Source organism: Pseudarthrobacter sp. NIBRBAC000502772 (assembly GCF_006517235.1).
In the GTDB taxonomy this organism is placed as follows: domain Bacteria; phylum Actinomycetota; class Actinomycetes; order Actinomycetales; family Micrococcaceae; genus Arthrobacter.
In genome coordinates, this window is sequence record NZ_CP041188.1 from 369,411 (window position 1) to 395,032 (window position 25,622).

27 protein-coding genes and 1 pseudogene are annotated in these 25,622 nt (G+C 66.6%); 10 read left to right on the forward strand and 18 right to left on the reverse strand.

Annotated elements, in window-relative coordinates:
* The first annotated feature begins 1 nt into the window (after position 1).
* Complete coding sequence (locus NIBR502772_RS01730) at positions 2–1,318, forward strand: type II toxin-antitoxin system HipA family toxin (RefSeq protein ID WP_141138812.1); 1,317 nt, start codon at positions 2–4, stop codon at positions 1,316–1,318.
* 11 nt (positions 1,319–1,329) lie between these two features.
* On the opposite strand, the gene NIBR502772_RS01735 is transcribed toward NIBR502772_RS01730, so the two are convergent.
* The 12 genes and pseudogenes from NIBR502772_RS01735 to NIBR502772_RS01785 all read right to left on the reverse strand — a co-directional run bounded on the left by NIBR502772_RS01735 (position 1,330) and on the right by NIBR502772_RS01785 (position 12,805).
* Positions 1,330–2,142 carry an IclR family transcriptional regulator C-terminal domain-containing protein gene (locus NIBR502772_RS01735; RefSeq protein WP_141138813.1) on the reverse strand — a complete coding sequence of 271 codons (813 nt, stop codon included), beginning with the start codon at positions 2,140–2,142 and terminating at the stop codon, positions 1,330–1,332.
* A gap of 135 nt (positions 2,143–2,277) precedes the next feature.
* The gene (locus NIBR502772_RS01740; RefSeq protein WP_141138814.1) at positions 2,278–2,970 is read right to left on the reverse strand and encodes a 3-oxoacid CoA-transferase subunit B; all 693 of its coding nucleotides are present in this window, start codon (positions 2,968–2,970) and stop codon (positions 2,278–2,280) included.
* Between the two features lie 2 nt (positions 2,971–2,972).
* The gene (locus tag NIBR502772_RS01745; protein ID WP_141138815.1) at positions 2,973–3,632 is read right to left on the reverse strand and encodes a 3-oxoacid CoA-transferase subunit A; all 660 of its coding nucleotides are present in this window, start codon (positions 3,630–3,632) and stop codon (positions 2,973–2,975) included.
* 3 nt (positions 3,633–3,635) lie between these two features.
* Complete coding sequence (locus tag NIBR502772_RS01750) at positions 3,636–4,850, reverse strand: thiolase family protein (protein WP_141138816.1); 1,215 nt, start codon at positions 4,848–4,850, stop codon at positions 3,636–3,638.
* 43 nt (positions 4,851–4,893) lie between these two features.
* Positions 4,894–5,379, reverse strand: a complete 486-nt coding sequence (pcaC, locus tag NIBR502772_RS22270; protein WP_168223469.1) for a 4-carboxymuconolactone decarboxylase — start codon at positions 5,377–5,379, stop codon at positions 4,894–4,896.
* A complete protein-coding gene (locus tag NIBR502772_RS22275) occupies positions 5,376–6,194 on the reverse strand; it encodes an alpha/beta fold hydrolase (RefSeq protein ID WP_210412367.1) in 819 nt (272 codons plus the stop codon). Before NIBR502772_RS22275 ends, pcaC begins: the two co-directional genes overlap by 4 nt.
* Entirely contained in the window at positions 6,187–7,647 is a 1,461-nt protein-coding gene (locus NIBR502772_RS01760; RefSeq protein WP_141141888.1) for a lyase family protein, read from the reverse strand. Before NIBR502772_RS01760 ends, NIBR502772_RS22275 begins: the two co-directional genes overlap by 8 nt.
* A 14-nt stretch (positions 7,648–7,661) precedes the next feature.
* The gene (gene pcaG / locus NIBR502772_RS01765; RefSeq protein ID WP_141138817.1) at positions 7,662–8,225 is read right to left on the reverse strand and encodes a protocatechuate 3,4-dioxygenase subunit alpha; all 564 of its coding nucleotides are present in this window, start codon (positions 8,223–8,225) and stop codon (positions 7,662–7,664) included.
* A 1-nt stretch (position 8,226) separates the two neighbouring features.
* Positions 8,227–9,009: a protocatechuate 3,4-dioxygenase subunit beta gene (gene pcaH, locus NIBR502772_RS01770; protein WP_141138818.1), complete on the reverse strand. Its 783-nt coding sequence runs from the start codon at positions 9,007–9,009 to the stop codon at positions 8,227–8,229.
* A 50-nt stretch (positions 9,010–9,059) separates the two neighbouring features.
* Complete coding sequence (locus NIBR502772_RS01775; protein WP_141138819.1) at positions 9,060–10,970, reverse strand: bifunctional sugar phosphate isomerase/epimerase/4-hydroxyphenylpyruvate dioxygenase family protein; 1,911 nt, start codon at positions 10,968–10,970, stop codon at positions 9,060–9,062.
* Positions 10,970–11,850 (reverse strand): annotated as a pseudogene (locus NIBR502772_RS01780) (shikimate dehydrogenase). The gene NIBR502772_RS01775 and the pseudogene NIBR502772_RS01780 overlap by 1 nt, the downstream one beginning before the upstream one ends.
* A 139-nt stretch (positions 11,851–11,989) precedes the next feature.
* Complete coding sequence (locus tag NIBR502772_RS01785) at positions 11,990–12,805, reverse strand: IclR family transcriptional regulator (RefSeq protein ID WP_141138821.1); 816 nt, start codon at positions 12,803–12,805, stop codon at positions 11,990–11,992.
* Between the two features lie 230 nt (positions 12,806–13,035).
* On the opposite strand from NIBR502772_RS01785, the gene NIBR502772_RS01790 reads away from it, so the two are divergent.
* Entirely contained in the window at positions 13,036–14,355 is a 1,320-nt protein-coding gene (locus NIBR502772_RS01790; protein ID WP_141138822.1) for an MFS transporter, read from the forward strand.
* Between the two features lie 70 nt (positions 14,356–14,425).
* Here NIBR502772_RS01790 and NIBR502772_RS01795 read toward each other — a convergent pair whose 3' ends face one another.
* On the reverse strand, positions 14,426–15,502 hold the full coding sequence (locus NIBR502772_RS01795; RefSeq protein WP_141138823.1) for an ATP-dependent DNA ligase: 1,077 nt from the start codon (positions 15,500–15,502) through the stop codon (positions 14,426–14,428).
* Positions 15,503–15,741: 239 nt separating this feature from the next.
* On the opposite strand from NIBR502772_RS01795, the gene NIBR502772_RS01800 reads away from it, so the two are divergent.
* Positions 15,742–15,978, forward strand: coding sequence for a hypothetical protein (locus tag NIBR502772_RS01800; RefSeq protein WP_056341782.1), 237 nt, complete (start codon positions 15,742–15,744; stop codon positions 15,976–15,978).
* Between the two features lie 137 nt (positions 15,979–16,115).
* Here NIBR502772_RS01800 and NIBR502772_RS01805 read toward each other — a convergent pair whose 3' ends face one another.
* The 3 genes from NIBR502772_RS01805 to NIBR502772_RS01815 all read right to left on the reverse strand — a co-directional run bounded on the left by NIBR502772_RS01805 (position 16,116) and on the right by NIBR502772_RS01815 (position 17,859).
* Entirely contained in the window at positions 16,116–16,403 is a 288-nt protein-coding gene (locus NIBR502772_RS01805) for a MoaD/ThiS family protein (protein WP_058930693.1), read from the reverse strand.
* Complete coding sequence (locus NIBR502772_RS01810; RefSeq protein ID WP_210412368.1) at positions 16,396–17,532, reverse strand: sialidase family protein; 1,137 nt, start codon at positions 17,530–17,532, stop codon at positions 16,396–16,398. Before NIBR502772_RS01810 ends, NIBR502772_RS01805 begins: the two co-directional genes overlap by 8 nt.
* A 126-nt stretch (positions 17,533–17,658) precedes the next feature.
* Positions 17,659–17,859 carry a hypothetical protein gene (locus NIBR502772_RS01815; RefSeq protein ID WP_056342139.1) on the reverse strand — a complete coding sequence of 67 codons (201 nt, stop codon included), beginning with the start codon at positions 17,857–17,859 and terminating at the stop codon, positions 17,659–17,661.
* A 271-nt stretch (positions 17,860–18,130) separates the two neighbouring features.
* On the opposite strand from NIBR502772_RS01815, the gene NIBR502772_RS01820 reads away from it, so the two are divergent.
* The 6 genes from NIBR502772_RS01820 to NIBR502772_RS01845 all read left to right on the forward strand — a co-directional run bounded on the left by NIBR502772_RS01820 (position 18,131) and on the right by NIBR502772_RS01845 (position 23,693).
* Positions 18,131–18,757, forward strand: a complete 627-nt coding sequence (locus tag NIBR502772_RS01820) for an LPXTG cell wall anchor domain-containing protein (protein ID WP_210412369.1) — start codon at positions 18,131–18,133, stop codon at positions 18,755–18,757.
* 133 nt (positions 18,758–18,890) lie between these two features.
* A complete protein-coding gene (locus tag NIBR502772_RS01825) occupies positions 18,891–19,655 on the forward strand; it encodes a class F sortase (protein ID WP_246848662.1) in 765 nt (254 codons plus the stop codon).
* Between the two features lie 73 nt (positions 19,656–19,728).
* On the forward strand, positions 19,729–20,247 hold the full coding sequence (locus tag NIBR502772_RS01830; protein ID WP_141138825.1) for a universal stress protein: 519 nt from the start codon (positions 19,729–19,731) through the stop codon (positions 20,245–20,247).
* 318 nt (positions 20,248–20,565) lie between these two features.
* On the forward strand, positions 20,566–20,913 hold the full coding sequence (locus NIBR502772_RS01835; RefSeq protein WP_141138826.1) for a metal-sensitive transcriptional regulator: 348 nt from the start codon (positions 20,566–20,568) through the stop codon (positions 20,911–20,913).
* Between the two features lie 62 nt (positions 20,914–20,975).
* Positions 20,976–21,206, forward strand: a complete 231-nt coding sequence (locus tag NIBR502772_RS01840) for a heavy-metal-associated domain-containing protein (protein ID WP_141138827.1) — start codon at positions 20,976–20,978, stop codon at positions 21,204–21,206.
* Between the two features lie 24 nt (positions 21,207–21,230).
* The gene (locus NIBR502772_RS01845; protein ID WP_141138828.1) at positions 21,231–23,693 is read left to right on the forward strand and encodes a cation-translocating P-type ATPase; all 2,463 of its coding nucleotides are present in this window, start codon (positions 21,231–21,233) and stop codon (positions 23,691–23,693) included.
* 4 nt (positions 23,694–23,697) lie between these two features.
* On the opposite strand, the gene NIBR502772_RS01850 is transcribed toward NIBR502772_RS01845, so the two are convergent.
* A complete protein-coding gene (locus NIBR502772_RS01850; RefSeq protein ID WP_104062916.1) occupies positions 23,698–23,970 on the reverse strand; it encodes a DUF2277 domain-containing protein in 273 nt (90 codons plus the stop codon).
* A gap of 236 nt (positions 23,971–24,206) precedes the next feature.
* Here NIBR502772_RS01850 and NIBR502772_RS01855 point away from each other — a divergent pair, with 236 nt between their 5' ends.
* A complete protein-coding gene (locus tag NIBR502772_RS01855; RefSeq protein WP_141138829.1) occupies positions 24,207–24,470 on the forward strand; it encodes a WXG100 family type VII secretion target in 264 nt (87 codons plus the stop codon).
* A 76-nt stretch (positions 24,471–24,546) separates the two neighbouring features.
* On the opposite strand, the gene NIBR502772_RS01860 is transcribed toward NIBR502772_RS01855, so the two are convergent.
* The gene (locus tag NIBR502772_RS01860; protein ID WP_141138830.1) at positions 24,547–25,551 is read right to left on the reverse strand and encodes a DMT family transporter; all 1,005 of its coding nucleotides are present in this window, start codon (positions 25,549–25,551) and stop codon (positions 24,547–24,549) included.
* Between the last annotated feature and the right edge of the window lie 71 nt (positions 25,552–25,622).

Consider the following 25,622-nt stretch of genomic DNA (forward strand, 5'->3'; position numbering starts at 1 on the left):
CTTGGACGCCTATCTCTACGATGATCACATTGGCACGGTAACGCCCACGCGGCGGGACCGGCGGCAGGTGACATTCACGGTGAACCCTTCATTCGCCGGAGCGCCAGGGCTTCTCAGTGAGGGTTTCTCACTCGTCCCGGGGACAACTGTCGACACCCGGCAGGTCTCCAATTTTCTCGGCGGTTACGCCCCCGAAGGAAACCACCGCATCCAGCTTGCACGTAAGGCCCGCATTGATGAGAGTGACCTGTTCGCATTCCTCAAGAAATACGGCCTAACCATGGCCGGGGCCCTCTCCTTCCGAACCGATTCGCCCGGCGACCATGCCCCTGGAGCTTACCGGCCTCTCAACACGCGAGAAGTGATCCGTAAGCTCGAAACAGCCCAGCGGGACTTTGACCTGGGAAATGAGCCAGACAGCGGCCGCTCGATGCTCCCGGGGTTCCAGCCAAAAGTTCTCCTGGCGAAATTCGCTGATGAGTGGGCCTACCCGGAGAATCGGGCGCATTCGACTCACATTCTTAAGCCGCCGCCACCACACCGCCCTGCCACAATCTTCGATGAGTACTACTCCCACGAACTGTCACGACACATGGGTCTGACCAGGTTCCAGAGTGAGCTGGTCACCTACAACCAAGTCACGTTCCTTGCCATCCAGCGATACGACCGCATCGTCGAGGGAGAAGCCGTCCGTCCCATCCATCAGGAGGACGCTGCACAGGCCCTCGGACTCGATTGGACTGACTCCGCCGTCAAGTTTCAGAATCCCGAGCAGCCCCACTCGCCGCTAAGGCCCACGGCCCGGAGGATCGCGGAACTCTTTGGATCCTTCGGCGACGGGACAGATCTTGAGATTTGGTTGCAGCACCTGGTCTACAACGTGATCATCGGCAATCATGACGCGCACGCGAAAAACGCGTCCATAGTTCATGAACCGAAGGGGGATTCACGGATCGCCGACCTCTACGACGCCGTCCCCATTCTGCACATTAACGACGATCCGTCGCGGATCGGTTCTCGGAAGATTGGCGACGAGCTGTCGTTGGCGATCGGCGGTGAGTTCAACCACCACCGGATCACCCTTGATCATTTCTACGCCGAAGCCGCCAGCTGGGGTGGAATTGGAAAACGACGCATCGAGTCGGTCATTCGCGACACGCTTGCCCGCCTGGCTGTTGCCCTGAACGATACTCCGGTCATTTCCGGCGGTAGCCCCGCTCTCCGGGACAGGATCGGCTATAACCTCGATCGGATTGAATCCGGAAAGTCGATCGGAAAGCCAAAAAGGCCGATCGCCGCCTGGTCGAAACGCGCCTGACCTTACGGAGGCTACCGACGGGCCGTCAGGTCCGCCGAGACGAGCTTCGCGGTAGCCACGATTTCCCGGGCCACTGCGGCCAGATACGCTTCCGGATCCGGCTGGGCCGCCACCGACTGGGCCTGGAGGGACACGTTCACCGCGGCCACCACCTTGGTTGGCCCATCGAACACGGGAGCGGCAACGGACATCAGCCCGAGCTCAAGCTCCTGGTCAAGCAGGCACCAGCCCTGGGCGCGGACGGTATCCAGCACTGCCAGCAACTCCGGGATAGTGCCAAGCCCGCGCGGCGTCAGCGGTTTGATGTCCGCCGCTGCCAGGTAGTCCTTGAGTCCGGCGGGCGGCAGGGCCGCGAGCAGCACCCTGCCCATGGACGTGGCATAGGCCGGGAAGCGTGTGCCCACGGTGATGCCGACATTCATGATGCGGCGCGTGGTCACCCTTGCGATGTAGGCGATGTCGGTGCCGTCCAGCACTGCCGCCGACGTCGACTCGCCCAATTTGAGCGACAGTTCCTCCAGGTGGGGCTGGGCCAGCTGCGGCAGGGACAGCCCGCTGAGGTAGGCGTAGCCGAGCTGCAGGACCTTGGCCGTGAGCGCAAACGTCTTGCCGTCAGTCCTGACGTAGTCCAGCTCAACAAGGGTGTGCAGGAAGCGCCGGGCCGTGGCTCGGGTCAGGTCTGTCCTGGCCGCCACCTCGGTGAGGGTCATGACCGGGTGGTCGGTATCAAAAGCCCGGATCACCGCCAGCCCGCGCGCCAGCGACTGCACGTACTGGTCGCTCGCCTGCGGGGCGGCCCGTGAGTCTGCGGGTGCGTTGGTCATGGTTACCAATCCTATTCGGCGCGAAGGGACAGTTGCGGCCCTCCCGACCGGCGCGAAGGGACAGTTGCGGCCCTGGAAACGCCAGGGCTCGGGGGCTTAAGTGTCCGTTCGCGCCGGGGTGGGGTTTCGACAGGCTCAACCAACGACGGCGGCGGCTGGCTTGAGCGGGACGGGCACGAGGTCCTGGAGTTCCTCGAAGGTGCAGCCGAACGTCTCGCGGACCTGGACGCCGTCGGGCCCGGTGAGGAAGACGGCCTTGTCCGTGTACACGCGCGTCACGCAGCCGACGCCGGTGAGCGGGTACGTGCACGCGTCCACGATCTTCGAGGCGCCTTCACGGGTCAGGAGCGTCATCATCACAAACACGTCCTTGGCGCCGGTGGCGAGGTCCATGGCGCCGCCCACCGCGGGGATGGCGTCCGGGGCGCCGGTGTGCCAGTTGGCGAGGTCTCCGGTTGCCGAGACCTGGAACGCGCCGAGCACGCAGATGTCCAGGTGGCCGCCGCGCATGATCGCGAACGAGTCCGCGTGGTGGAAGTAGGACGCCCCGGGCAGCTCCGTGACCGGGATCTTGCCGGCGTTGATGAGGTCGCCGTCGATGTCGTCGCCCTCGGCTGCGGGACCCATGCCCAGCATGCCGTTCTCCGTGTGGAGCGTGATGTTCTGCTCCGGCCTGAGGTAGTTGGAGACCAGGGTGGGCTGGCCGATGCCGAGGTTCACGAAGGAACCCGGCGCGATGTCGCGGGCCACGAGCTCGGCGAGTTCGTCGCGGCCCAGCGGCTTGTCGGACGTCTGGATGCTGGCCTGGCTGTTGGTCTGTGCGCTCATGTTCAGGCCACCTTCACGATGCTGTTGACGTAGATGCCGGGGGTTACGACGTTTTCGGGATCAAGCCCGCCGGTGGGGACGATCTCGGACACCTGGACCACCGTGTGCTTGGCCGCGGCGGCCATGATGGGACCGAAGTTCCGGGCGGTCTTGCGGTACACGAGGTTCCCCACGCCGTCGGCCTTCAGGGCCTTGATCAACGCCACGTCTGCATGGATGGGGGTTTCGAACACCTGGCCGCGGCCGTCGATGATGCGGGTTTCCTTGCCCTCGGCCAGCATGGTGCCGTAGCCGGTGGGCGTGAAGAACCCGCCGATACCGGCTCCGGCGGCGCGGATCCGCTCGGCCAGGTTGCCCTGCGGCACCAGTTCCAGCTCGATCTCGCCGGCGTGATATTTGGCGTCGAAGTGCCAGGAATCGGACTGCCGCGGGAAGGAGCAGATCATCTTCCTGACCCGGCCCTCCTTGATCAGCAGCGCGAGGCCCTGGTCGCCCTGGCCGGCGTTGTTGTTCACCACGGTCAGGTCCGTGGCGCCGCAGTCCATCAGCGCGTCGATCAGTTCGAACGGCTGCCCGGCATTGCCGAAACCGCCGATCATCACGGTGGAGCCGTCCTTGATACCGGACACGGCGTCGGCAACGGTATCTACAAAAGTCAGCATCTCTTAGCCCTTCACTGGTTTTGCCGGCGGGGCGGCGGTGACGTTTTCGAGGACAACGGCCAGACCCTGGCCCACGCCGATGCAGATCGCGGCGACGCCCCAGCGCTCACCGGAGGCCTGCAGGGACCGGGCTAGGGTGCCCAGGATCCGTGTGCCGGACGCGCCGAGGGGGTGGCCCATGGCGAGTGCGCCGCCGTGGCGGTTCACGATCGAAGGATCGATGCCCCAGGCGTTGATGCAGGCCAGGGACTGTGCGGCGAACGCTTCGTTAAGTTCGACGGCGCCCACCTGGTCCCAGCCGATGCCCGCCTTCGCGAGGGCCTTGTTCGCGGCCTCCACCGGAGCGTAGCCGAAGAACTGGGGATCGTTGGCGTGCGCGCCGCGGCCGGCGATGCGGGCCAGCGGTTCCAGCCCCAGCAGCCCGGCGGCCGCTTCGCTTCCGATCCAGGCCGCGGAGGCGCCGTCGGACAGCGGGGATGAGTTTCCGGCGGTGACGGTGCCGTTCTCGGTGCGGAACACGGTCTTGAGACCGGCGAGCTTCTCCGCGGAGGAGCCGGCACGGATGCCTTCATCGCGGACCAGGTCCGTGCCCGGCACCGGGGCGACGAGGTTGTCGTAGAAGCCCTCGTCCCACGCTGCGGCGGAAAGGTTGTGCGAGTTCGCGGCGAACTCGTCCTGGTCCTCGCGGGTCACGCCGTACTTCTCGCGCAGCCGCTCGGTGGCCTCGCCCAGGGAGATGATCCAGTCCTTCGGCATCGCCTTGTTCACCAGGCGCCAGCCCAGCGTGGTGGAGGCCAGGGTCATGTCCCCGGCCGGGTAGGGCTTCTCCGTCTTGGGCAGCACCCAGGGGGCCCGGGACATCGATTCGGCACCGCCCACGAGCATCAGCTCGGCGTCGCCGGCGTTGATCTGGCGCGAGGCGATGATCGCCGCGTCCAGCGACGAACCGCACAGCCGGTTCACCGTAGTGCCGGGGATCGAGACCGGAAGGCCGGCCAGCAGGGTGCCCATCCTGGCGATGTTGCGGTTCTCTTCACCGGCGCCGTTGGCGTTGCCGAAGACGACCTCGTCGATCCGCTCAGGATCCAGCCCGGGGGCGCGCTTCACGGATTCGGTGATCACGTGCGCGGCAAGGTCATCCGGGCGGACACCGGCGAGGCCGGAGCCGAACTTACCGAACGGCGTGCGCACGGCGTCGTACAAAAAAGCCTGGTTCATAACTTTTCCTTTAATTCCGTCTGAGAGTCCCCTAGGTAGGGGGCTAGTTGGGTGGGGTGGGCGCGTTATCCGGGGTGGCGGCCGCGTCCATGTCCGTGCTGTCCAAGACTTGGAAGACCTGCTGGGCGGTCTTGAAGGCTGTGTTGGCGGCGGGAACTCCGCAGTAGATGGCGGTCTGCAGCAGGATTTCCTTGATTTCGTCCCTGCTCAGGCCGTTGGTGATGGCCGCGCGGATGTGCATCGCCAGCTCTTCCCAGTGCCCGTGCGCCACCATCGCGGTGATGGTCACGGCCGAGCGCATCTGCCGTGAGAGGCCCGGCCGGGTCCAGATGCCACCCCACGCGATCCGCGTGATCATGTCCTGGAAATCGTCGGTGAATTCGTCCTTGTTGGCGTTGGCCCGGTCCACGTGCGCGGCGCCCAGCACTTCGCGGCGGACCACCATGCCGCCGTCGTAAATTTCCTGGCTGGTGGCGTCCGGCTGGACCACGCCGTTCCGCTCTCCCCTGTTCGGGGCTGCGCCGCTCATTTGGCTGCCCCCTGGGATTCGCTCCAGGTGATGAGGGTCCGCAGCAGTTCGGCAACGTGGGCGGGGGCTTCGGCCGGGGCCAGGTGCGCCACTCCCTCCAGCGTCACAGAATTTGCCGTACCGCCGCCGGCGGTAATGCCCTCAACGGTTTCCTGAGCCATCGACGGCGGTGCAACAGTGTCCGCCGCGCCGGCAACTGCCTGGGTGGGGACGGTGATTCTACCGAGGTCGGCACGGACGTCGAAGCCTGCCAGGGCTTCGCAGCAGAAGGCGTAGCTGAAGCGGTCGGTGTCGCGGAGGGAGTGCAGGAGCCGGCTGCTCCGCTCGGGCTCACGGTCCATAAATCCCGGCGCGAACCAGCGCTGCGCGGAACCCTGGATCATCACGGGAGTGCCCTGGCTGCGTACGGTTTCGGCGCGTTCCAACCAGGCTTCGGGGGTGCCGATCTTGGCGCCGGTGCACTGGACGGACAGGCTCTTGAGGCGTTCGCCGTGCTTGATGCCCAGCTGCAGGCCGGTGGCGCCGCCGAGCGAAACCCCGGCATAGTGGAAGGCTCCGCCCGGCGCGATCGAGTCCACCAGCTCCACCACTGAATCTGCCAGCGCGGCGACGTCGAACGTCTCCGTGGCGGCGGGTGAGACGCCGTGGCCGGGCAGGTCCCAGGCCACCACGTCGTAGTCGTTTCCGAGCAGGGAGGCCGCCTCGGACCACAGGACGGTGGACGTACCCAGGGAGGGTCCAACCACCAGCAGGGGCCGGTCCCCCAGCGGGCGCTGGGGTGAAAGCAGAACTGCTTTCAGGGTCGGTTTAGCCACGGTTGGCTCCGTTCTGGGTGGGTGTTGAAAAGTCGGGGTACGCGGCCAGAATGCGGCGCGAGATCTCGGCTGCCTGGCCCAGGTAGCTGGCCGGCTCAAGGAGTTCTGCCATCTGCCCGTGAGGAAGCGTCTCCGCCGGCACGGCTTCGCGGAGCAGCCGCCGGTAGGTGGCGCCCTGGTCGGCTACGGGCGCCTCTAGGGTCCGGTCCACCACGGCCAGCAGCTGCTCCTTGCCGCTGCGGCCACCCTGGTCGTCGAGCAGCGGGGCGACGGCGGCGCCCACCCCTTCGGCCAGGAGCAGCGGTCCGGCGAGGTCCAGGTTGCGGCGCATGGCGTCGGGGAAAACCTGCAGGCCTTCGGCGAGCTCCCGGAGGTGCCCGGCCGCGCCGAGTGCCAGGCGGAGGAGCTGGCGCAGGGCCGGCCATTCCGTGTGCCAGGCGGCGTCGGGGCGTTCGTCGTTGAAGTTGGCGGCGGCCAGGTGCAGCTGGGCCACCAGCTGGGGCGCCTGGAGTGCGGCGCTGCGGATGAGGACCGACAATACGGGGTTCTGCTTCTGGGGCATGGCCGAGGAGACGCCGCGTCCGGCGGCGCGCGGTTCGGCGAGTTCGGCCACCTCGGGCCGGCTCAGGAACAGGACGTCCGTGGCGATTTTGCCGGTGGCATCCAGCACCGAGGCCAAGGCATTTCCGAGGGATGTGACGGCCAGCCGGTTCGTGTGCCACGGTGCCGGTGCCGCGGCCAGGCCCAGTTGCCGGGCCAGGGAATCGGCCAGGTCAAAGGGGCTGGTGGCCGAGCCGGAAGTCAGCACCGTTCCAGCAGCCAATGTTCCGGCCGCCCCGCCGAACTGCACCGGGAACTGCACCGTGCCCAGCTGCCGGCCCGCGGCGGCCAGCCCGTGGAACCACTGCGCCGCCCGCAGCCCGAACGTATACGGAAGCGAGTGCTGGGTCAGGCTCCTGCCCACGCCCAGCGTGTCCGCATGCTGTTCCGCCAAGGAAGCGAGCGCCGCCGTCGTGCATTTCAGGTCAGCCAGCACCGCCTCCACGGTGTTGCGCGCGAGCAGCATCAGGGCCGTGTCCAGAACGTCCTGGCTGGTCAGCGAGGTGTGGACCGCCTTCACTGCGCCGATGCGGGCGCCGTCCAGCGCCGTGACATGCGTCCGCAGGTCTGCCAGCAGCGGGATGACGGGGTTGCCGCCGCCCTGGGCCCGGAGCGCGATGTCTGCTGCGTCGTAGCGTCCCGCCTCGGCGGCGGAGGCCACGACGGCGGCGGAACCGACAGGCGCCAGGCCAGCCTTCTCCAGCACGGCGGCCCAGCCGGACTCGACGGCGAGGATCGCCGCCAGCACCGCGCGGTCACCGGTCAGCGCCGTAACCAGGGGCGACGCCGAGACAGGACTCAGCAGGCCCACGTCACCGTCCGCAGCGTTTCCGAAGTGGCCGGTACCTTCCATGCCGGCGACGTAAGTCACTGGAAGTCCAGGAAGACTGTTTCGCCCTCGCCCTGCAGGCGGATGTCCCAGGTGAGTCCGCCGTCGGCATCGCGCCGTGCAATGAGGGTCTTGCGGCGCTCCGGGTCCAGGGAGCTGAGCAGCGGGTCTTTGGCGAGGGCTTCCTCGTTTTCCGGCAGGTATACGCGGGTGAAAAGCCGGTTCATCAGGCCGCGGGCAAACACGGCCACGGAGATGAAGGGGGCGGCACCGGGTCCGGTAGGGCCCGGGTTCACGGTGGTGAAGGTGTACACGCCGGAGTGGCCCACGGAAGCGCGGCCCCAGCCGGTGAAGGTGTAGCCGTCGCGAACCAGGGAGCCGGTCTGCTGCACGATCCTGCCGTCGGCATCGGGCTGCCAGATCTCGAGGATGGCGTCCGGGATGGTCTCCCCGGCGCCGTCATATACAGTGCCCTGGAGGCGGATGGAGCCGGGCGAGCCGGGCGCCAGGAGTTCGTTGTCCTTCACGAACGGCAGGGCGTAACCGTAGAACGGGCCGACGGTCTGGCCGGGGGTGGGAACAAGATTGGTGGTTGTACTCACGTTATTCCTCGTCTCCTGCTGCGCCGAGCGCCTCGTTTTCGGTCCAGGTCCGCTTGGAACCGGTGAGGACGATGTCCCAGTTGTAGCCCAGTGCCCACTCGGGTTCAGTGAGATCGTGGTCGTAGCTGGCCACCAGCCGGTCGCGGGCGTCCTGGTCCACGATGGACTGGTAGATGGGGTCCAGTGGGAAGAGCTGATCGCCGGGGAAGTACATCTGCGTGACGATCCGTTGGGTGAACTCCGTGCCGAACATGGAGAAGTGGATGTGGGCCGGCCGCCAGGCGTTGATGTGGTTCTTCCACGGGTAGGCGCCGGGCTTGATGGTGGTGAACCGGTACGAGCCGTCGGGGCCGGTGATGCAGCGGCCCACACCGGTGAAGTTGGGGTCCAGCGGCGCCGGGTGCTGGTCGCGTTTGTGGATGTAGCGGCCGGCCGCGTTGGCCTGCCAGATTTCCACGAGCTGCCCGGCCACGGGGCGGCCGTCGCCGTCCAGGACCTTGCCGGCCACGATGATCCGCTCGCCCTGGGGTTCGCCGTTGTGCTGGATGGTCAGGTCCGCTTCCAGGGCGTGCACGTCCTGGTGGCCGAACGCCGGCGAGTACAGCTCGATGGTTTCCGGGTCCGCGTGGTGCAGGCTTTTGGTGGGGTGCCGCAGGATGCTGCTGCGGTATGGCGCGTAGTCCAGCCGGGGCTGCGTTTCGGCCGCGGCACCGTCCTTGAGCGCCCGGGCGTAGGCATCGCCCATGGCGTTAATCTCGGCACTGAGATCCTGCTGTGTCTCCACTGCGGCCTCCTTTTCTCTGGTTGTTGCTGCTGAGTGGTGGTGGTGCTGTCTTACCGGTGCTGCAGGTGGTCGTACTGGACTGCGTGGCGCACGGGGGCGTTGGGGGCGCCGTAGCCGTCGTAGGCCCCGCGGCGTTCCACCATTTCGAAGAACACACTGCCCACGGTGGCCGTGTAGAAGTGGAGGAATTCGCCATCCGCGTCCCGGTCGTAGAGCAGGTTCAGTTCCTGCAGCGTGTCCAGGAAGCCCGGTTCCAGTCCGAAACGTGCGTCCAGGTCCTCGTAGTAGTTGGCCGGAACCTGTAGGAATTCCAGGCCGCGGGCCTTGCAGTCCCTGGCGGTGGCCACCAGGTCATCCACGGCGAAGGCGATGTGTTCCTGGTAGGTCCTGCGCTGCTGGTTCAGCGGCGCCAGGTTCAGCACCAGCCGCACGGCGCGGTCCCCGGTGGCCATGACCTGCGAGCGGACCAGGCCGGTGGGGCTGGGCACCTCCGCGAACGGCTGGGGCTCCAGGGCCAGGGCGCTGGTGTAGAAGAGGACGGCCTCGTCGAAATGCTGCCACGGCTGCGCCAGGTTGACGTGGTCGATCACGGCGGAGGGTCCGGCGGCGGGCTTTTCCAGCCCCTCCCCGAATTCGCTGGTCCAGGCCGCGGTGCCGTCGGACGTGCCCTGGCACAGGAAGATCTCCGTGGAATCCGGGGCGGCGAAGCCCTGGAACACTTCCTCGTTGGCCTGGCTCTTGCGCGGGACCGCGGGGGCCTTCAGCTGCTGGGCGCGGGCAGCGGCAATCACCGGGGAGGCGACGTCAAAGCCAAGGGCGGCGATGGCGGGCGACGCATCCCCCGCTGACGTGTCCCCCGTTGAATCGTCCCCATATGCCGGTGCGGCCTCGTTGATGATCACCCGGGCGTGGCCCAGGCTCCAGAGCTGCACGTCCTTGGTGCGGTGCCGGCCGGTGAACTCGAAGCCCAGCCGCCCAAGGACCGTTTCCAGCCCTTTGGTGTCCGCGGCCCTGACTTCGGCGAAGTTGTAGCCTGCCGGTTCGGCTACCTGCGGGAGCGTGGCCAGTTCCATGGGATAACGACGGCGGCCAGGAGCTTGGGTGCCGCCGGCACCAGTGCCCGTCCCACGGTCGGAAGCGGCGTCCAGCCACTTGGCGCTCTGTTCCTCCAGCCAGATGAGCGAGCGCATGGCGTCGACGGCGGTTCGCTCCACATCCGACTGGCGGAAGACGTCGTTGAAGATTTCCAGCGACACCGGGCCGCTGTACCCCGCCCGGACCACGTGGCCCATGAACTTGGCGAGCTCGAACTGGCCCTCGCCCGGGAAAACCCGGTAGTGCCGGCTCCAGGAGAGGACGTCCATGGAGAGCTTGGGGGCGTCCGCCACCTGGACGAAGAAGATCTTTTCCGGGTTGAAGGCCTCGATGGGGGCGGTGTCCCAGTTGCGGGACAGGATGTGGAAGGAATCCAGGCAGGTGCCCAGGTTGGGGTGGTCCACGGCTTCCACCAGCTTGTGGGCGTGCTCGTAGTCGTTGACGTACTTGCCCCAGGCCAGGGCCTCGTAGGCCACCTTGACGCCATGGTCCCCGGCCAGCGCAGCCAGCTGGCCGAGCTGCTCCACCCGGAGGTCGTCGCTGTCGATGCTGGCGGTGGCCACATTGGAGCAGACCAGGACGGTGTCCATGCCCAGCCGCGCCATGAGCTTGAATTTGGCTTCGGCACGCCGGAGGTTGGCGGCCAGGAGGTCTTCGGACACGCTGTCGAAGTCGCGGAACGGCTGGTAAAGATCCAGCGTGAGGCCAAGGTCGGCCGCCATCTTGCGGACGTCCTCGGGCGTGAGCGGCGACGTGACCAGGTCCTGCTCGAAGATTTCGATCCCGTCAAAGCCGGCGATGGCGCAGGCCTGCATCTTTTCCTTGAGGGTGCCGGAGAGGCACACCGTAGCGATTCCGGTGCGCATCAGGCAGCCACCTCTTCCTTGGCCACGAGCTCCAGGAAATGGCTGCGCATGCGTTCCGCGTCGGCTTCCAGCCCGGTGAAGATCCGGAAGGAATCCGCCGCCTGCCCTACTGCCATGCGGCCACCGTCCAGTACCTCGCAGCCTTTGGCGCGGGCGCCGCGGACCAGTTCCGTATCGATCGGGCGGTAGACGATGTCCGCCACCCAGTGCCGCGTTTCCAGCAGGTCCAGGTCCAGCGGGACGCCGGGATGGGCGGCCATGCCTACGGGGGTGCAGTGCACCAGACCGTCGGCCAGCGGCATCAGCTGCGGCAGCTCCGCCGTCGTACGCGCTGTGACGGTGCTGCTCGGGAAGAAACCGGCCAGCTCTGCTGCGCGTGCCGCGCAGCGGGCGGGGTCCACGTCCACCAGGTCCAGCGCCTTAACGCCGGCGGTGAGCAGCGCGTAGGCGACGGCGGAACCGGCACCTCCCGCGCCAAGCTGGACGACGCGGTCCAGCCGCGCGCCCGGTAGGCCGGAGGCAAGCGCGGCGGCGAAGCCGGAGAAGTCGGTGTTGTGCCCAATGAAGCGGCCGTCCTCGATGACTACGGTGTTGACGGCACCGAGCCTAAGGGCGTCCGGTGAGACCTCGTCCAGGTGCGCCAGCACAAGCTGCTTGCACGGATGGGTGATGTTCAGTCCGTTGAAGCCCAGGCTGCGGGCACTCTTGAGCAGATCCCCCACGGCATCGCCGGACAGTCCGAGCTCCAGCAGGTCGATGGGGCGGTAGAGGTAGCGCAGGCCCAGCACATCGCCTTCGCGTTCGTGCATGGGGGAGTGAGTGACGGCATCACGCCGTCGCCGACCAGTCCCACGAGGTAGGACTCAGTTCGATTGCTCATCCGGGCAGCTCCTTTGAATACGGCATCCGGCGGGCGGCGGCGCTCGAGGCGGCCGCGGCGGGTCGGGTGGTAGGGATTACAGTACAACACTTGTTCACTTCTCGCACGCTTGTTCTACATACGAACAAATGCGTGCGGTTTACCGCTGCGGCAAGCGTGCGGCCAGCTCCGCCGCGGCATCCTGCAGCAGGGGCACATGGGCCAACAGGGCTTCCATGCTGAGGCGGAAGACGGGAACGGCGGTTGCCAGGGAGGCGAAGGCATGGCCCTGGGAATTGAGCAGCGGCACGGCCACGGCGCGCATGCCGTTCTCGTTCTCCTCGTCCATCACGGCATATCCCTGCCGGCGCACCTTCTCGATCTCGGCACGGAAGGCGCCCCGGTCGGTGATGGTGTGCTCGGTGAGGGGTTCCAGTTCGAGCTCCTCGAGCAGCGCTTCACGCTCCGCGTCCTCGGCAAAAGCCACCAGCGCCTTGCCCACGGCCGTCGCGTGCAGGGCGCCCAGATGCCCGGGGTCGCTGGTGACGCGGAAGGTTTGCGGGCCGTCCACCTTGTTGACTGTCAGGTGGTGGTGGCCGTCGCGGACGCTGAGGATGGTGGCCTCCCCGGTCTGCTCGGTCACGCGGCGCAGGACCGGCAGCGCGGTGCCGGCAAATCCGTGATGGTTGGAGACCCGCTGGCCCAGCTGGAAGATCCGCAGGCCCAGATGGTAGCGGCGGCCGTCCGGCTCATAGTCCACAAATCCGTCCCGCGTCAGGGATCCCAGCAGGCGGTAGGTGGTGCTGAAGGGGAGGTCGGCGCGGCGCGAGATCTCCGCGGCGCTGGCGCCACGCGGCTCGTCTCCCAGGAGGACCAGCAGGCCCAGGGCCTTGCCCACCATGTCCGTGCGGTCGCCCTTGGGCGTCTTTGGCTCAGCGGCGACGTCATCGGGCGCTGTGGTTTGATTCACACTCATACGTTGATGTTGCCACATCGTGGGAACTATTTCTAGATGGTGATTATTTTCTTGACAAGTGACTGCGCTCACAGCCATCATTGCTGTATCGCACAAGTAGCTCCCACCATGTGGCTACTGCTCCGGGTCTTTCAACGGACTCCAGCCGCACCGCACCAGCTCCACTCAGGCCGCTGCGGCTGCGACCTTCCGATCCATCCGCGACAACGTCGTCACATCAAAGGAACTCCATGAGCCAGACACTTCCGTCCGCGGGGCAGGGCACCGTTGCCCCGGCCGGGACGCCAAAGAAGGCAGCCCTCGCCAGCTTCCTGGGCAGCGCCGTCGAATACTACGACTTCTTCATCTTCGGCTCCGCCGCCGCCCTGATCTTCCCCACAGTGTTCTTCCCGGACGCCGGAGCCAACGCTGCCGTCATGTCCTTCGCCACCTTCGGCTTCGCCTATGTGGCACGGCCGGTGGGCGCCGTCATCCTGGGCCACTTCGGTGACCGCGTGGGCCGGCGGAAGGTCCTGATGTTCACGCTGCTGCTGATGGGCGCCTCGACGTTCCTGATCGGCTGCCTGCCCGACTTCAACACCGTGGGCTGGTGGGCTCCGGCCCTGCTGGTGCTGGCGCGGCTTTGCCAGGGCCTCTCCGCAGCGGGCGAGCAGGCCGGCGCATCCTCCATGACGCTGGAACACGCACCGGACAACCGCCGCTCCTTCTTCACTTCCTGGACCCTCACCGGCACCCAGGGCGGCCAGATCCTCGCCGCCCTCGTCTTCATCCCCGTCCTCGCCCTTCCGGACGAGATCAAGTACGGCATCGGCTGGCGCGTCCCGTTCTGGCTCAGCGCCGTCGTCGTTCTTGTTGCGTTCTTTATCCGCCGCACACTGCATGAGCCCCCGGCGTTCGAAGAAGCCCAGAAAACCGCCCAGATCTCCAAGCTTCCGGTCGCCGATCTCCTCAAGGACCACTGGCGCGACGTGCTCCGCGTAGTCTGCTGTGCCTTCATCGCCGCCGTCTCCACGGTGTTCGGCACGCTCGCCATCAGCTACGCCAAGACCGTTGCCGGTGTTGACGGCACCACCACACTCTGGCTGGTGGTCGGCGCCAACCTGGTCGCTTTGGGCACCCAGCCGCTGTTCGGCAAGCTCGCGGACCGGATCGGCCGCAAGCCGGTCTTCATCTACGGTGCCGTGGCCAGCGCCATCCTGACTCCGGTGTTCCTGCTCAGCCTGGAATCCGGCAGCATCCCGCTGATGTTCCTCGCGGCCATCGGCTTCTTCTCCTGCGGCTACGCGGCCTCCAACGCAGTCTGGCCGTCCTTCTACGCCGAGATGTTCAGCACCAAGGTCCGCTTCTCCGGCCTGGCGATCGGTACGCAGCTGGGCTTCCTGATGGCAGGCTTCGCCCCGGCCATCGTGGCAGCCATGGGCGGCATCAAGCCCGGCGGCTGGGTCCAGATCAGCGTCTTCACCGCCATCATCTGCGGCATCTCGGCCATCTCCGCCCTGACGGCCAAGGAGACTTTCAACGTCCCCACCAAGCAGCTCGGCCTGAAGTAGGGCCAGAAACCTTGGGGCAAGAACGTACGACGGCGGGCGGCGGGTTGGGTGCCTACTGCGAACTGGGTGCCTACGGCCGGCCGGTCTCCAGGACCGACGCCAGGTCAAAGTTCACCGGCTCCTCCAACTGTTCGTATGTGCAGGATTCGGGGTCCCGGTCCGGCCGCCAGCGGTTGAACTGGGCGGTATGCCGGAAGCGCTCACCTTCCATGTGGTCGTACCGGACCTCCACCACCAGTTCGGGCCGGAGCGGCACAAAAGACAGATCCTTGCCCGCGCTCCACCGGCTGCCCTCCGCGTTGCGCGGCGTCCGTTCGCCGTCCGCCTGCTTAGCCCAGGCCCAAGGGTGACCGTCGAAGTCCGTGACCAGCGTCTGGAGTTCCTCGAACAGCTCCTGCCGTCGCTTCATGGGGAAGGCGCCGATCACGCCCACGCTCGCCAGGCCGCCGTCGTCCTTGTACAGGCCCAGCAGCAATGAGCCGATAGCGTTCGGTCCGCTCTTGTGCACGCGGTAGCCGGCCACCACACAATCGGCCGTGCGTTCGTGCTTGACCTTGAACATCACGCGTTTGTCCGGCTGGTAGCTCCCCTCCAGCGGCTTGGCCACAATCCCGTCCAGGCCTGCACCTTCGAACTGCTGGAACCATTGCTCGGCGGTGGCCTTGTCCTGGGTCGCCGCCGTGAGGTGGACGGGAGCCTTGCTGCCCGCGAGCGCCTTTTCCAGCGCTGCCCGCCGTTCGGCGAAGGGCCGGCCGGTGTAGTCGTCGTCGCCCAGGGCCAGCAGGTCAAAGGCCACAAACTTGGCGGGGGTCTGTTCGGCGAGGAGCTTGACCCGGCTGGCGGCAGGATGGATGCGCTGCTGCAGGGCATCGAAATCGAGCCGGTCACCGGAGGCCCCCACCAGGACAATCTCGCCGTCCAGCACACAGCGGGGCGGCAGGTTTTCCTTCAGGGCTTCCACGAGCTCAGGAAAATACCTGGTCATGGGCTTTTCGTTGCGGCTGCCGATCTCCAGCTCATCGCCGTCGCGGAAAATAATGGACCGGAACCCGTCCCACTTGGGCTCATAGCTGAGGGCCCCGTCGGGCATTCCGCTGACGGCCTTGGCGAGCATGGGCGGGACGGGAGGCATCACGGGAAGGTGCATAGTGCCCATTCTTGCCCGGGAGGCCCGCCGGCGGTAGGCCTGAACTGGCACGATGCCCAACTGAAGGCCGCAGCGGGGTTTGACGTGCGGGATTCGCCGAATCCTGCAGTGCCGGCGGAAACGAATCGATCGCGGAGAACTAACCGGCTCCTAACGTTGAGGAAACCAGGGCGCAACATTGCCCAGCCACACTGGAAGTGCCGGCAAGCGCAGGCACCAGCTCCAGCCAGGAGGCCCCCATGTTGAAGGAAGCCAAAGCCCATGTAACAAGAGTCCGCGCCCTGGACCAGCTCCACCGCGGCGACGAAATCGAGGCCCGCCTCTCCGTAGGCCCCAGCTACGACGACGTGGTCATCCGCCGTGGCCGTGTCCAGGAGACAGCACCGGGAATCGGCGTTGTCTGGATCATGGACCATCACACCGGCTCGCGGAAAGCGATCAATACGGACGAATGCAGCGTCTGGCGGATTGCCTGACCGCGTGTTGGGCCGCTGGCGCAGCACCACTTGCGGAATCTTGCACCCTTGAATCTTGTACTCCGGAGTCTTGCACGACGACGGCGGGCGCAGTCAGTCAGGACTGCCCGCCGGACCGCCCGAGAGATACTTCGGCCCTAACCTCCGGCCACCGACTGGATGACCAGTACCTCCTGGCCGGGCGACACCTCAGTTTCCAGGCCCTGGAGCCGACGCACCTCGTCACCGGCAACGTAAATATTCACGTACCGGCGAAGCGCCCCCGTTTCGTCCCGCAGCCGCCTGGCCAGCACCGGGTAATCCCCGGTCACCGAATCCAGCAGGCTTCCCACCGTCACCGTCCCGTCGGCGGGCGCAGTCAGGATGGACTGGCCACCGGCCAGCGGCTGGAGGATGCTGGGTAGTACCACGCTGATGTCAGGCACCGCGGACGGCCGCCGTTTCCGGAACCGGCAGTTCAGCCGTAGAGACTACGGCGGCGCGGACACACAGGACGTCGGGGAGATGGCTGACAACCTCAGCAAACGTCTCCCCTTCATCCGCGCTGGCGTACACGGTGCCGCCGCGCGTTCCGAAGTAGACACCGGCCGGCTCGGATGAATCCACGCCCGCGGCGTCGCGGAGGACGCTGTTGTACTCCCCCTTGGGCAGGCCCGTATCCAGGCGCTTCCAGGTGGCCCCGGCATCGTCCGTTCGGTGCACGGCAAGCTTCCCTTCGGGCGGGATCCGCTCGCCGTCGGCCTTGAGCGGCACAACCCAGGCGGTTCCTTCCCGGCGCGGGTGCGTCAGCATCACAAAACCGAAGTCGGCCGGAAGTCCCTCGGCGATGGAGTTCCAGTTTTCGCCGTTATCATCCGTGCGGTAGACGCCGTGATGGTTCTGCGCGTACAGCCGTCCTTCCACCGCAGCATCCGCCGCGATCTTGTGGACGCACTGGCCGAACTCAGGATTGGGGTCCGGCATGAAGTAGGCCGAAATACCCTTGTTGCGGGGTTCCCAGGACTCACCGCCGTCGAGCGAGCGGTACACACCGCCGGTGCTCATGGCGACGTGGACGTTGTCCCCGGCCGGATTCACCACGATGGAGTGGGCGGCGGCGCCGCCGTAGCCCGCACCCCAGTCGCTGCGGTGCGGGTGATCCCATAGTCCGCGGTTAAGTTCGAAATGCTCGCCACCATCGGTGGATTTCCAGACCGAAATCGGTTCGGCACCTGCCCATACCACGCCTGGCCGCGACTCTGCGTCCGGGTAGATCTGCCAGATGCGCTCCACGGCCGCGCCGGTGTCTTCGGGAAACGTGATGGCGCCCTGTTCAGGTTCGGTCCAGGTGGCGCCGAGGTCATCCGAATGGGCCACAGTGGGACCCCAGTGCTCGGACCTGACCCCCACCATGATCCGGGTACGGCCGTCCCGTGTGTCGATCCCGATGCTGGGGATTTCGCTCATCAGGAAATGCGGGCCGGAGAAGGACCATTGCTTCCGGTCCTGGCTGGTGGCCAGCCAGAGGCCCTTTTTGGTCCCGATCGCTAAGACAAAGTTCTCTGCGGTTGCCATGCACCCATGCAACCACCCCGGCCGGAGGGCCGCAACGCTTTTCTTCGCTATGTGGACTGGTCCGAGGGGACTGCTCCGGGTGTACTGGTCCGGCGTGGCCGTGACGGCGGCGCCAGGTGCGTCCGGTCAGTCGACGAATTCGGACTGCGTCTCGATGAAATCCCAGTCGGCTTCGGTGAGGACAGCCACCGGGGTATCCGGATGCGGCCCGCCGGCTTCGGCGATGCCCTGCAGCACCGGCAGCGGCAGTTCCGCCGCACGGAGATTTTCCCTCAGCCATTCCTTGGTTTGCAGGTCCAGATCCAGCCACCACATGTAGATTTCCATGCCGGTCACGCACCTTTCGTATGCTCCAACGTTAGGCTCCGCCCAGTCCACGTTCAAGGGTAGCCACAACCTGGCAATGCTCCCGATTCCGCGTACATGCAGGTAACGCCGCAGGTCAAAGGCGGAAAAAGACGAGTACCCGCTACTGGCGACTGCACCTTGCCGCCGCCCCTAGCCTGAAGTCACTAAAGCTGACCATGCTGTTGGGGCATTGGGATCTCCGCTACTCCCTCCCCGCGTGGTCCGTTTCAAACAGACTGGGGAGAACACCATGAAACGCACCTTCGCAACTTTGGGGGTCCTGGGGCTGGCCATGCTCAGCGTCACGGCCCCGGCCTACGCCGCCTCTGACTTCACGCTCTGCCACAACGGAAGTGAGCTGACGATCGACATCAGTGGATCAGGCGCACTGGCCGGCCACACACGACACTCCGATGACATCATCCCGCCCAATGCGGTACTGCCGGACGGATTCAACTGGCCCGCGGGTGGGGATCCCGCCCATCCCTGCCTTGCTGTGGTGGTGGTGCCGCCGGTCGTCGTGCCGCCAGTCGTCGTGCCGCCAGTCGTCGTACCGCCGGTCGTTGACCCGCCAGTCGTCGTACCGCCGGTCGTTGACCCGCCGGCTGTGGTGCAGCAGGCACCGGTGGCTGGGGCCGCCGGCGCGGTCACACCGGCTGCGCAGACACCCGCACCGAAGGCAGCTGCTGCCAAGGCGCCCGCCGCAGCAGCAGCCGCTGTCAGCCAGGGCACCAACGAGGGCTTCAACGCGCAAACCGCCATCGGCGGATCAGAGGAAAGTACTACCTGGCTGGCCGGTCTGGGCGTCCTGCTAGGTGCGGGCGCTGTGGTTGCAGTGCGCCGCAAGTCCCGGACGGAATCGCCGACGGCGGGCTGACGCCCACCAGAGCCTCCGGGGTCTGTTACCGAGGGCGTCCCGCCAAAACCCGGCGGGACGCCCTCGGCGCAATTTCAAAGCGGGTCCACCCTCCACCTGCTGAACGCAAGGCGTTTGAAAGCAAAGGAACATCATGTCCAAGCACTCCAGCATTCGCGTCGCCCGCCGTGGCGTTCTGCGGGTCCTGGAAGTCCTGCGCGTCCGTGGATGGAACCGTGGAGATCTGGCAATCCTGCTGTGCGGAGTCCTGGGTTTCCTGTCCCTCACCTTCGGTGCACCCCTGCTCAAGCACGGGGAAGTCGCCGTCCCCAGAGCGGAACTGTCGGCACCATTCCGGGCCACGCCGTCGTCCGCTCCTTGGCCGCTGTCCGGCACTGGCGAAGCTCCGGGGGCAGCTCCAAAGACGGCAACAGCCCCGGCCGCAGACGCCACCACCCCCGGCCCGGCCTTGCCGGAAGCCTCCGCACCCCTGCGTATCCTCTATCCCGCTGCGGCAATCGACACGGCCGTCCATCCCCTTGAACCGGACACCTCGGCCGTCGCCACCCGGACAGTGGAGCCGCCCACCACCATGGACGGGTATTGGCTGACACCGTTCGGGACTCCCGGCAACGGGTCGGGCAACACCACGTACATCATCGGACACAGCTGGGAGGGGCGGGACGCCCCGTTCAACCACCTCAGCTCCGCTGCAGTCGTTGGTGACACCTTCGACGTCGTCACCGCGACCGGCACCATCCCTTACCGGGTGGACAGCGTCACCACGTACCTCAAGGACAGCCTCAAGGACAGCCCCATCTGGGACATGGTGCCCAGCCGTGTGGTCCTGATCAGCTGCTACACGGAAGACCCGTGGGGCAAGAACGTGGTTGTCTCGGCGTCGCCCGCTGCCGCCTGACACGTCCACGCGCCGTCGGCCCTGTTCAAGTCGGCCCTGTTCAAGTGGCTCCGCGCAGGCACAGAATGGTCCTATGAGTCCCGAACGATTCAGTGGTCCGCCTCCGTTGCTGGTGGGTGTGTTGCCCCATCAGCACTCGGAAGTGCTGAAGACCGCCACCTCCCTGGCGGCCAAACTGGCCGTGCCGTTGCTGTGTGCCTATGTCGACGAGGCCAGCTACCTGGTGGAATGGGATCCCACCAGATCCGCACACCGGCTGTCGCTGCACCCGGACAAGGACGACGACGACATCCGCTCGGTCACCACGGAACTCAAGGGGGTGATCGCGGAAGCCGTGGCCGACGCCGCGACGCGGGCCACCCCCGTGGACTGGACGCTGCGGACCCTGGCGGGGGATCCGGGCCGCGCCCTCGCCCGGCTCGCCGCGGAAAGCAACTCCCCCATAATCATTGTGGGAACGTCGGAGCGCGGCCTGACCCACCGGATCTCCGAGATGCTCAACGGATCTGTGGGACTCTGGCTGACGCACCATCAAAGCCGGCCGGTGCTGGTGGTTCCCTACCGGAGGCCGGCGCATCAGGACGATGCCTGAGCCGTTACCTGAGCCGGCGGCCTCGCCCCACCCGGGGCGGTTTCGGGTGACCGAAATAATAAAGCGAAAGTAGTTATTCGAGGTGGTAGCGGAGGGCTGTACCGGCAAGTAAGCTAATTCAAGCAGAACGATCCGGCCGCAGTGGCCGGGTGAATCTGCCCAAATGCTGCTCCGGAGTGCGTATCCCCCAATAACGCACTCCGGAGCTTTTTTGTGCCCTCCCAGAGCCGCACCCACCCAACCTCGTGGCGCTCATCTCCGAATGGATACCCCCAGGGGGTACTTGCCATATACCCCTGCGGGGTATATGTTGGCAGTATGGAAGCTTCGCTGGAAACCTTGACCACACACGCCGGCGCTGATCCGGCGCCTCCGCATGGCTACACCGCCAACAAGGAGGCATACCTGCGCAGGCTCAAGCGCATCGAGGGCCAGGTCCGCGGGATCGCCCGGATGGTGGATGAGGACAAATACTGCATCGACATCCTGACCCAGGTCGCCGCGGCCACCAAGGCCCTGCACGCCGTGAGCCTGGGACTTGTGGAAGAGCACATCGGCCACTGCGTGGTGGGCGCCGCCGGGGAGCCCGATCCGGCCCTTCGCGCTGAGGCCATAGACGCCAAAGTCAGGGAAGCCACAGCGGCCATCGGCCGCCTCCTGCGCTGACCAACTACCACTAACCACCCATTCACGGCCGGCCACCGCCGGCCCCTTCGAAGGAGCCAGCCATGAGCACCGCCTCCACCACCGTCAACGTGTCCGGCATGACCTGCGGCCACTGCGTTTCGTCCGTCAGCGAGGAACTTGAATCGCTCGCAGGGGTTGAAACGGTCGACGTCGAACTCAACGCCGGCGGCATTTCCACCGTCACCATCACCTCAACCCAGGAACTGTCGCCGTCCGAGATCGGCGAGGCAGTAGCCGAAGCCGGCTACCTGGTTGTTGCCAACGACGCGTAACGCTGTCCGATCGGGGGATCCCACATGAGTACAGACCATCTCCATCACCAGCCCCAAAGCAGGGTAGTTGAACTGGACATTGAGGGCATGACCTGTGCCTCCTGTGTGAACCGCGTGGAAAAGAAGCTGGGCAAGCTCGACGGCGTCGAAGCCTCCGTCAACCTCCCGCTGGAGTCCGCCCACGTCACGGTCCCGGCCGGCATCACGGACCAGCAAATAGTGGACACAGTCAACGCCACAGGCTACAAAGCAACGGTCCGCCTCCCGCGCTACCCGAGCCAAAGCCACCCCCACGCCGACGAGCACCACGCCGACGAGCTCGACGTGCCGCCCGCAAGCGGCGACGTCGGGGGCATGCGGCAGCATGCGTCTAAGCGAGGCACGAGCGAGCATGCAGAGCATGTGGCCGGTGGCGGCGCGGAAGGTGACCACGCGACCCACGAAGGCACCGCTGGCACCCACGACCACATGAAGCACGGCGGAACCTCGGCCCAGCTGCGCCCGCGCCTGATCGTGGCCGCGATACTGACGCTCCCGGTCCTCGCGATTTCGATGGTTCCGGCCGCGCAGTTTCCCAACTGGGGCTGGGTAGCCGGGGCCTTGGCGCTTCCAGTGGTCAGCTGGGCGGCCTGGCCCTTCCACCGCGCGGCGGCCGTCAATGCGCGCCACCTGGCGTCCACCATGGACACACTGGTGTCGATCGGCGTCGCCGCCGCCTACCTGTTCAGCCTCTGGCAACTGGTCCTGGATCCCCGGATGACCGAGCACCTGGCCATGGAGGGGATGGAGTCCGGCGGCCTCTACTTCGAAGTGGCCGCCGTGGTCACCACTTTCCTGCTCCTGGGCAGGTTCCTCGAAGCCAACGCCAAGCAGAAAGCCGGCGACGCCCTCAAGGCGTTGCTGAACCTCGGCGCCAAGGACGCCACCATCCTGCACCACGGATCCGAACATAAAGTCCCCGCCGATCAGCTCCGCGTGGGAGACGTCGTGGTGGTCCGCCCCGGCGAAAAAATCGCCACGGACGGAGAGGTGATCGACGGCGTTTCAGCCGTGGACGCGTCCCTGCTGACCGGCGAATCCGTTCCGGTGGAAGTGGAGCCCGGGAGCAAGGTCACCGGCGCCACCATCAACACTTCCGGCCGGCTGCTGGTCCGGGCAACCCGCGTGGGCGCCGAGACCACGCTGGCCCAGATGGCCCGGCTGGTCTCGCAGGCACAGACCGGCAAAGCCCCCATCGCCCGCCTCGCCGACCGGATCAGCGCCGTCTTTGTCCCGATTGTGCTGGCCATCGCTGTGCTCACGTTTGGGCTGTGGCTCGTGTTCAGCGGCCCGGTGATTGAGCCTGCCGAGCTCAGGGCTGCCTTTACCGCCGCGGTCACCGTCCTGGTCATCGCGTGCCCGTGCGCCCTGGGCCTCGCCACTCCGGTGGGGCTGCTCACCGGAACCGGCCGGGGAGCCCAGCTGGGCATCCTGATCAAGGGCCCGCAGGTCCTCGAAGACACCCGCACGGTGGACACCATACTGCTCGACAAGACCGGCACCGTCACCACCGGAAAACTCGCCGTGGGCAACACTCTCGCGTTTGACGGTTACCAGGGCACCGACGTGCTGCGGCTCGCCGGCGCCGTGGAGGCGGCATCGGAGCACCCGATCGCCCACGCCATCGCGGCCGCGGCGGTTGAGGCGCAAACCGGGAACGACGACGGCGGGCGGCTTCCCGCCGTCGAACACTTCCGTTCGGCACCCGGCGGCGGAGTGGTGGGAACCGTTGAAGGGCGCGTGGTCCTGGCTGGCAGGACCGGCTGGCTCACGGAGAACAGCGTCCGCCCTTCCGGCGCGCAACTGGAGGCGCTGGCCGCCGCGGAAGCCACCGGTGCCACGGCCATCTGGATAACGGTGGACGGCAGTCCTGCCGGCATCATCAGTCTCCGCGACACCGTGAAGCCGGGATCTGCGGAGGCTGTGGCAAAGCTGAAGAGGCTCGGGCTGCGCCCCATCCTGCTGACCGGGGACAACGCCGCGGTGGCCGCGCAGGTCGCTGCCGCCGTCGGCATTTCCCCTGACGATGTTTATGCAGGTGTCCTGCCTGCCGGGAAGGTGGACGCCGTCCGCCGGCTCCAGGCGGGCGGGGCGATTGTGGCCATGGCCGGCGACGGCGTGAATGACGCCGCCGCGCTGGCGCAGGCTGACCTGGGCATCGCCATGGGATCCGGTACGGATGTGGCCATCGAGGCGGCGGACCTCACCGTCATGGGAAACGATCTGGGACAGGTGGCACAGGCCATCGAATTGTCCCGGCGTACGCTGGCCACCATCAAGACCAACCTGTTCTGGGCGTTCTTCTATAACGCGGTCGGCATTCCCGTGGCCGCCCTGGGCCTCTTGAACCCGATGATTGCCGGAGCCGCGATGGCGGCGAGTTCAGTCCTGGTGGTGGCAAACTCGCTCCGGCTGCGCAGCTTCGGCAAGCAGCCCTCAGGCGGTTAGGTCCTCAGGCGGTGCCGAAGCGCACGGCCGCGCGGGCCCTTGCCTTGGCGGCCTCTTCGTCCCGGTGCTTGGCGGGAGCGTGGGTGACCAGCGAATCCAGCAGGTGCTGGGTGATGTGGGCGATCTCGTGCACCGCCGCTTCGAAGGCGTCCTCGTTGGCCTTGGACGGCTTGGTGCTGCCGCTGACCTTGCGCACATACTGCAGCGCGGCGGCATGCACTTCCTCAGAGGTGGCATGGGGTTCGAAATTGTGGAGGGTTCGGATGTTCCGGCACATATGCCCATGCTAGGCTCTGGAACGCCTCGGATCGACCCCCAGGACACCGGTGATCGAGCTTGTCGAGATTCAACCGCGGGAGCTGTGGCCCATGGGGAGTGGTGCATGGGCAGCGGTGCCCATCGACAGTGATTTGGGGCCGGGATAGGTTCTAGGTAATGGATCTTCCGGATGAGCCGGGGGCCGCTGGGGATGCCGATCTGGATCGGATCCAAGACTAACGAGGAGAAAAACTGATGGCTATGTGGGGCGCAGATGTAGAACAGCTCAGGACTCTTGGCAGCAAGCTGCAGGCCGGTGCCGGTGAGATCGAGCAGCAGAGGTCCAACCTGACGCGCGTGCTGGACAGCACCGACTGGAAGGGCCCGGACGCCGACCACTTCCGCGGCGAATGGTCCGGCACGCACACCGCGGCGCTGAACCAGGTCATCCAGGCGCTGAAGGACGCGGGCCAGAAGGCCACCAAAAACGCCAGCGAGCAGGACCAGGCTTCACGCTAACCGCCGAAGCCTTACTGCGAGGGCCGGGACACTGCACAGTGTCCGGGCCCTCGCTGCATTTAACGGCAGCCGGCACTCAGGGCACGGGTTCGACGTCGTTCGCGTGGTCCAGCGGCGCGGGCGCACCGACAGTTGCAGCGGCCGTGCCGGAGCGCAGCTCGTCCAGCCGGACCAGAACCACCCCGCCAACAATGAGGACGCCGCCCAGGAGTTGGATGGCGCCGGGCAGCTCACCCAGCAGCAGCCAGGCCCAGGTCACGGCGAACAGCACCTCGGTCAGCGAGACGAAGGACGCAACCTTGGAGCCAAGGGCGCGGGCAGCGACAACGCCCGAAACGTATGCCAGGACTGTTGCCAGGATGACCAGGCCACCCAGGGAGACCCACCAGGGTGTGATCCAGGGGCCGAGCCTGGTATCCGCGGTGCTGAAGGCCATGGGAAGCAGTCCCGTGGCGGCCGCCAGCCACATAACGGCGGCCCCCACGAGCAGCCCGGCGGACGCCAGGACGATGGGCGGCAGGGAATCATTCTCCTTGGCCGTGATGAAGAAGTAGATGGCAAGGCATACGGCAGCGGCCACCCCCCACAGGACCCCGATGATGTCGATCTTGACCGTTCCGGTGAGGTCCAGGACGAGGACCAGGCCGCCGAGCGACAGCACTGTTCCGCCGAAGGTCAGCGCCCGTGGCCGCTTCTTGCTGGCTCCCCATAGCCAAAGGACGATGAGGACGGGAGCCAGGTATTCAAGCAACAGCGCCACACCCACGGACAGGCGGGCTACCGCGTTGAAGTAGAACAGCTGGCATGCGGCCACGCCGATCAGGCCGAAAAGCCCGATGGTGACCCAGTTGTCGCGCAGCCGGTACCACCGTCCGCGCAAAGCCAGAACGGCGGGAACGGCGAGAATCAGCGCGGCACCGGTCAGGCGGGCCGTTACGGCAGCGCCCGGGGACCAGCCGGTTTCCAGGAGCGCTTTGGCGAAGGAACCGGAGAGCCCGAAGACGGCAGAAGAGAACAACGCGATTCCAAGGCCGGAGCCAAGGAATCCGCCCGCGGCTGCGGGGTTAGGGGCGGCAGTCACCGACGCCTCCTGTCAGGAGTAAAGTGGGGTAATGGTCCTGACATTACGCCCGACCCCAGTAAGGAGTCAAG

What these genes read in the sequence shown, in the direction of transcription:
- NIBR502772_RS01735 (WP_141138813.1), bottom strand. Translation starts at nt 2,142, where the DNA reads ATGACCAACGCACCCGCAGACTCACGGGCCGCCCCGCAGGCGAGCGAC.
- NIBR502772_RS01740 (WP_141138814.1), bottom strand. Translation starts at nt 2,970, where the DNA reads ATGAGCGCACAGACCAACAGCCAGGCCAGCATCCAGACGTCCGACAAG.
- NIBR502772_RS01745 (WP_141138815.1), bottom strand. Translation starts at nt 3,632, where the DNA reads ATGCTGACTTTTGTAGATACCGTTGCCGACGCCGTGTCCGGTATCAAG.
- NIBR502772_RS01750 (WP_141138816.1), bottom strand. Translation starts at nt 4,850, where the DNA reads ATGAACCAGGCTTTTTTGTACGACGCCGTGCGCACGCCGTTCGGTAAG.
- pcaC (WP_168223469.1), bottom strand. Translation starts at nt 5,379, where the DNA reads ATGAGCGGCGCAGCCCCGAACAGGGGAGAGCGGAACGGCGTGGTCCAG.
- NIBR502772_RS01760 (WP_141141888.1), bottom strand. Translation starts at nt 7,647, where the DNA reads ATGGAAGGTACCGGCCACTTCGGAAACGCTGCGGACGGTGACGTGGGC.
- NIBR502772_RS01775 (WP_141138819.1), bottom strand. Translation starts at nt 10,970, where the DNA reads ATGCGCACCGGAATCGCTACGGTGTGCCTCTCCGGCACCCTCAAGGAA.
- NIBR502772_RS01785 (WP_141138821.1), bottom strand. Translation starts at nt 12,805, where the DNA reads ATGAGTGTGAATCAAACCACAGCGCCCGATGACGTCGCCGCTGAGCCA.
- NIBR502772_RS01790 (WP_141138822.1), top strand. Translation starts at nt 13,036, where the DNA reads ATGAGCCAGACACTTCCGTCCGCGGGGCAGGGCACCGTTGCCCCGGCC.
- NIBR502772_RS01795 (WP_141138823.1), bottom strand. Translation starts at nt 15,502, where the DNA reads ATGCACCTTCCCGTGATGCCTCCCGTCCCGCCCATGCTCGCCAAGGCC.
- NIBR502772_RS01800 (WP_056341782.1), top strand. Translation starts at nt 15,742, where the DNA reads ATGTTGAAGGAAGCCAAAGCCCATGTAACAAGAGTCCGCGCCCTGGAC.
- NIBR502772_RS01810 (WP_210412368.1), bottom strand. Translation starts at nt 17,532, where the DNA reads ATGGCAACCGCAGAGAACTTTGTCTTAGCGATCGGGACCAAAAAGGGC.
- NIBR502772_RS01815 (WP_056342139.1), bottom strand. Translation starts at nt 17,859, where the DNA reads ATGGAAATCTACATGTGGTGGCTGGATCTGGACCTGCAAACCAAGGAA.
- NIBR502772_RS01820 (WP_210412369.1), top strand. Translation starts at nt 18,131, where the DNA reads ATGAAACGCACCTTCGCAACTTTGGGGGTCCTGGGGCTGGCCATGCTC.
- NIBR502772_RS01825 (WP_246848662.1), top strand. Translation starts at nt 18,891, where the DNA reads ATGTCCAAGCACTCCAGCATTCGCGTCGCCCGCCGTGGCGTTCTGCGG.
- NIBR502772_RS01830 (WP_141138825.1), top strand. Translation starts at nt 19,729, where the DNA reads ATGAGTCCCGAACGATTCAGTGGTCCGCCTCCGTTGCTGGTGGGTGTG.
- NIBR502772_RS01835 (WP_141138826.1), top strand. Translation starts at nt 20,566, where the DNA reads ATGGAAGCTTCGCTGGAAACCTTGACCACACACGCCGGCGCTGATCCG.
- NIBR502772_RS01840 (WP_141138827.1), top strand. Translation starts at nt 20,976, where the DNA reads ATGAGCACCGCCTCCACCACCGTCAACGTGTCCGGCATGACCTGCGGC.
- NIBR502772_RS01845 (WP_141138828.1), top strand. Translation starts at nt 21,231, where the DNA reads ATGAGTACAGACCATCTCCATCACCAGCCCCAAAGCAGGGTAGTTGAA.
- NIBR502772_RS01850 (WP_104062916.1), bottom strand. Translation starts at nt 23,970, where the DNA reads ATGTGCCGGAACATCCGAACCCTCCACAATTTCGAACCCCATGCCACC.
- NIBR502772_RS01855 (WP_141138829.1), top strand. Translation starts at nt 24,207, where the DNA reads ATGGCTATGTGGGGCGCAGATGTAGAACAGCTCAGGACTCTTGGCAGC.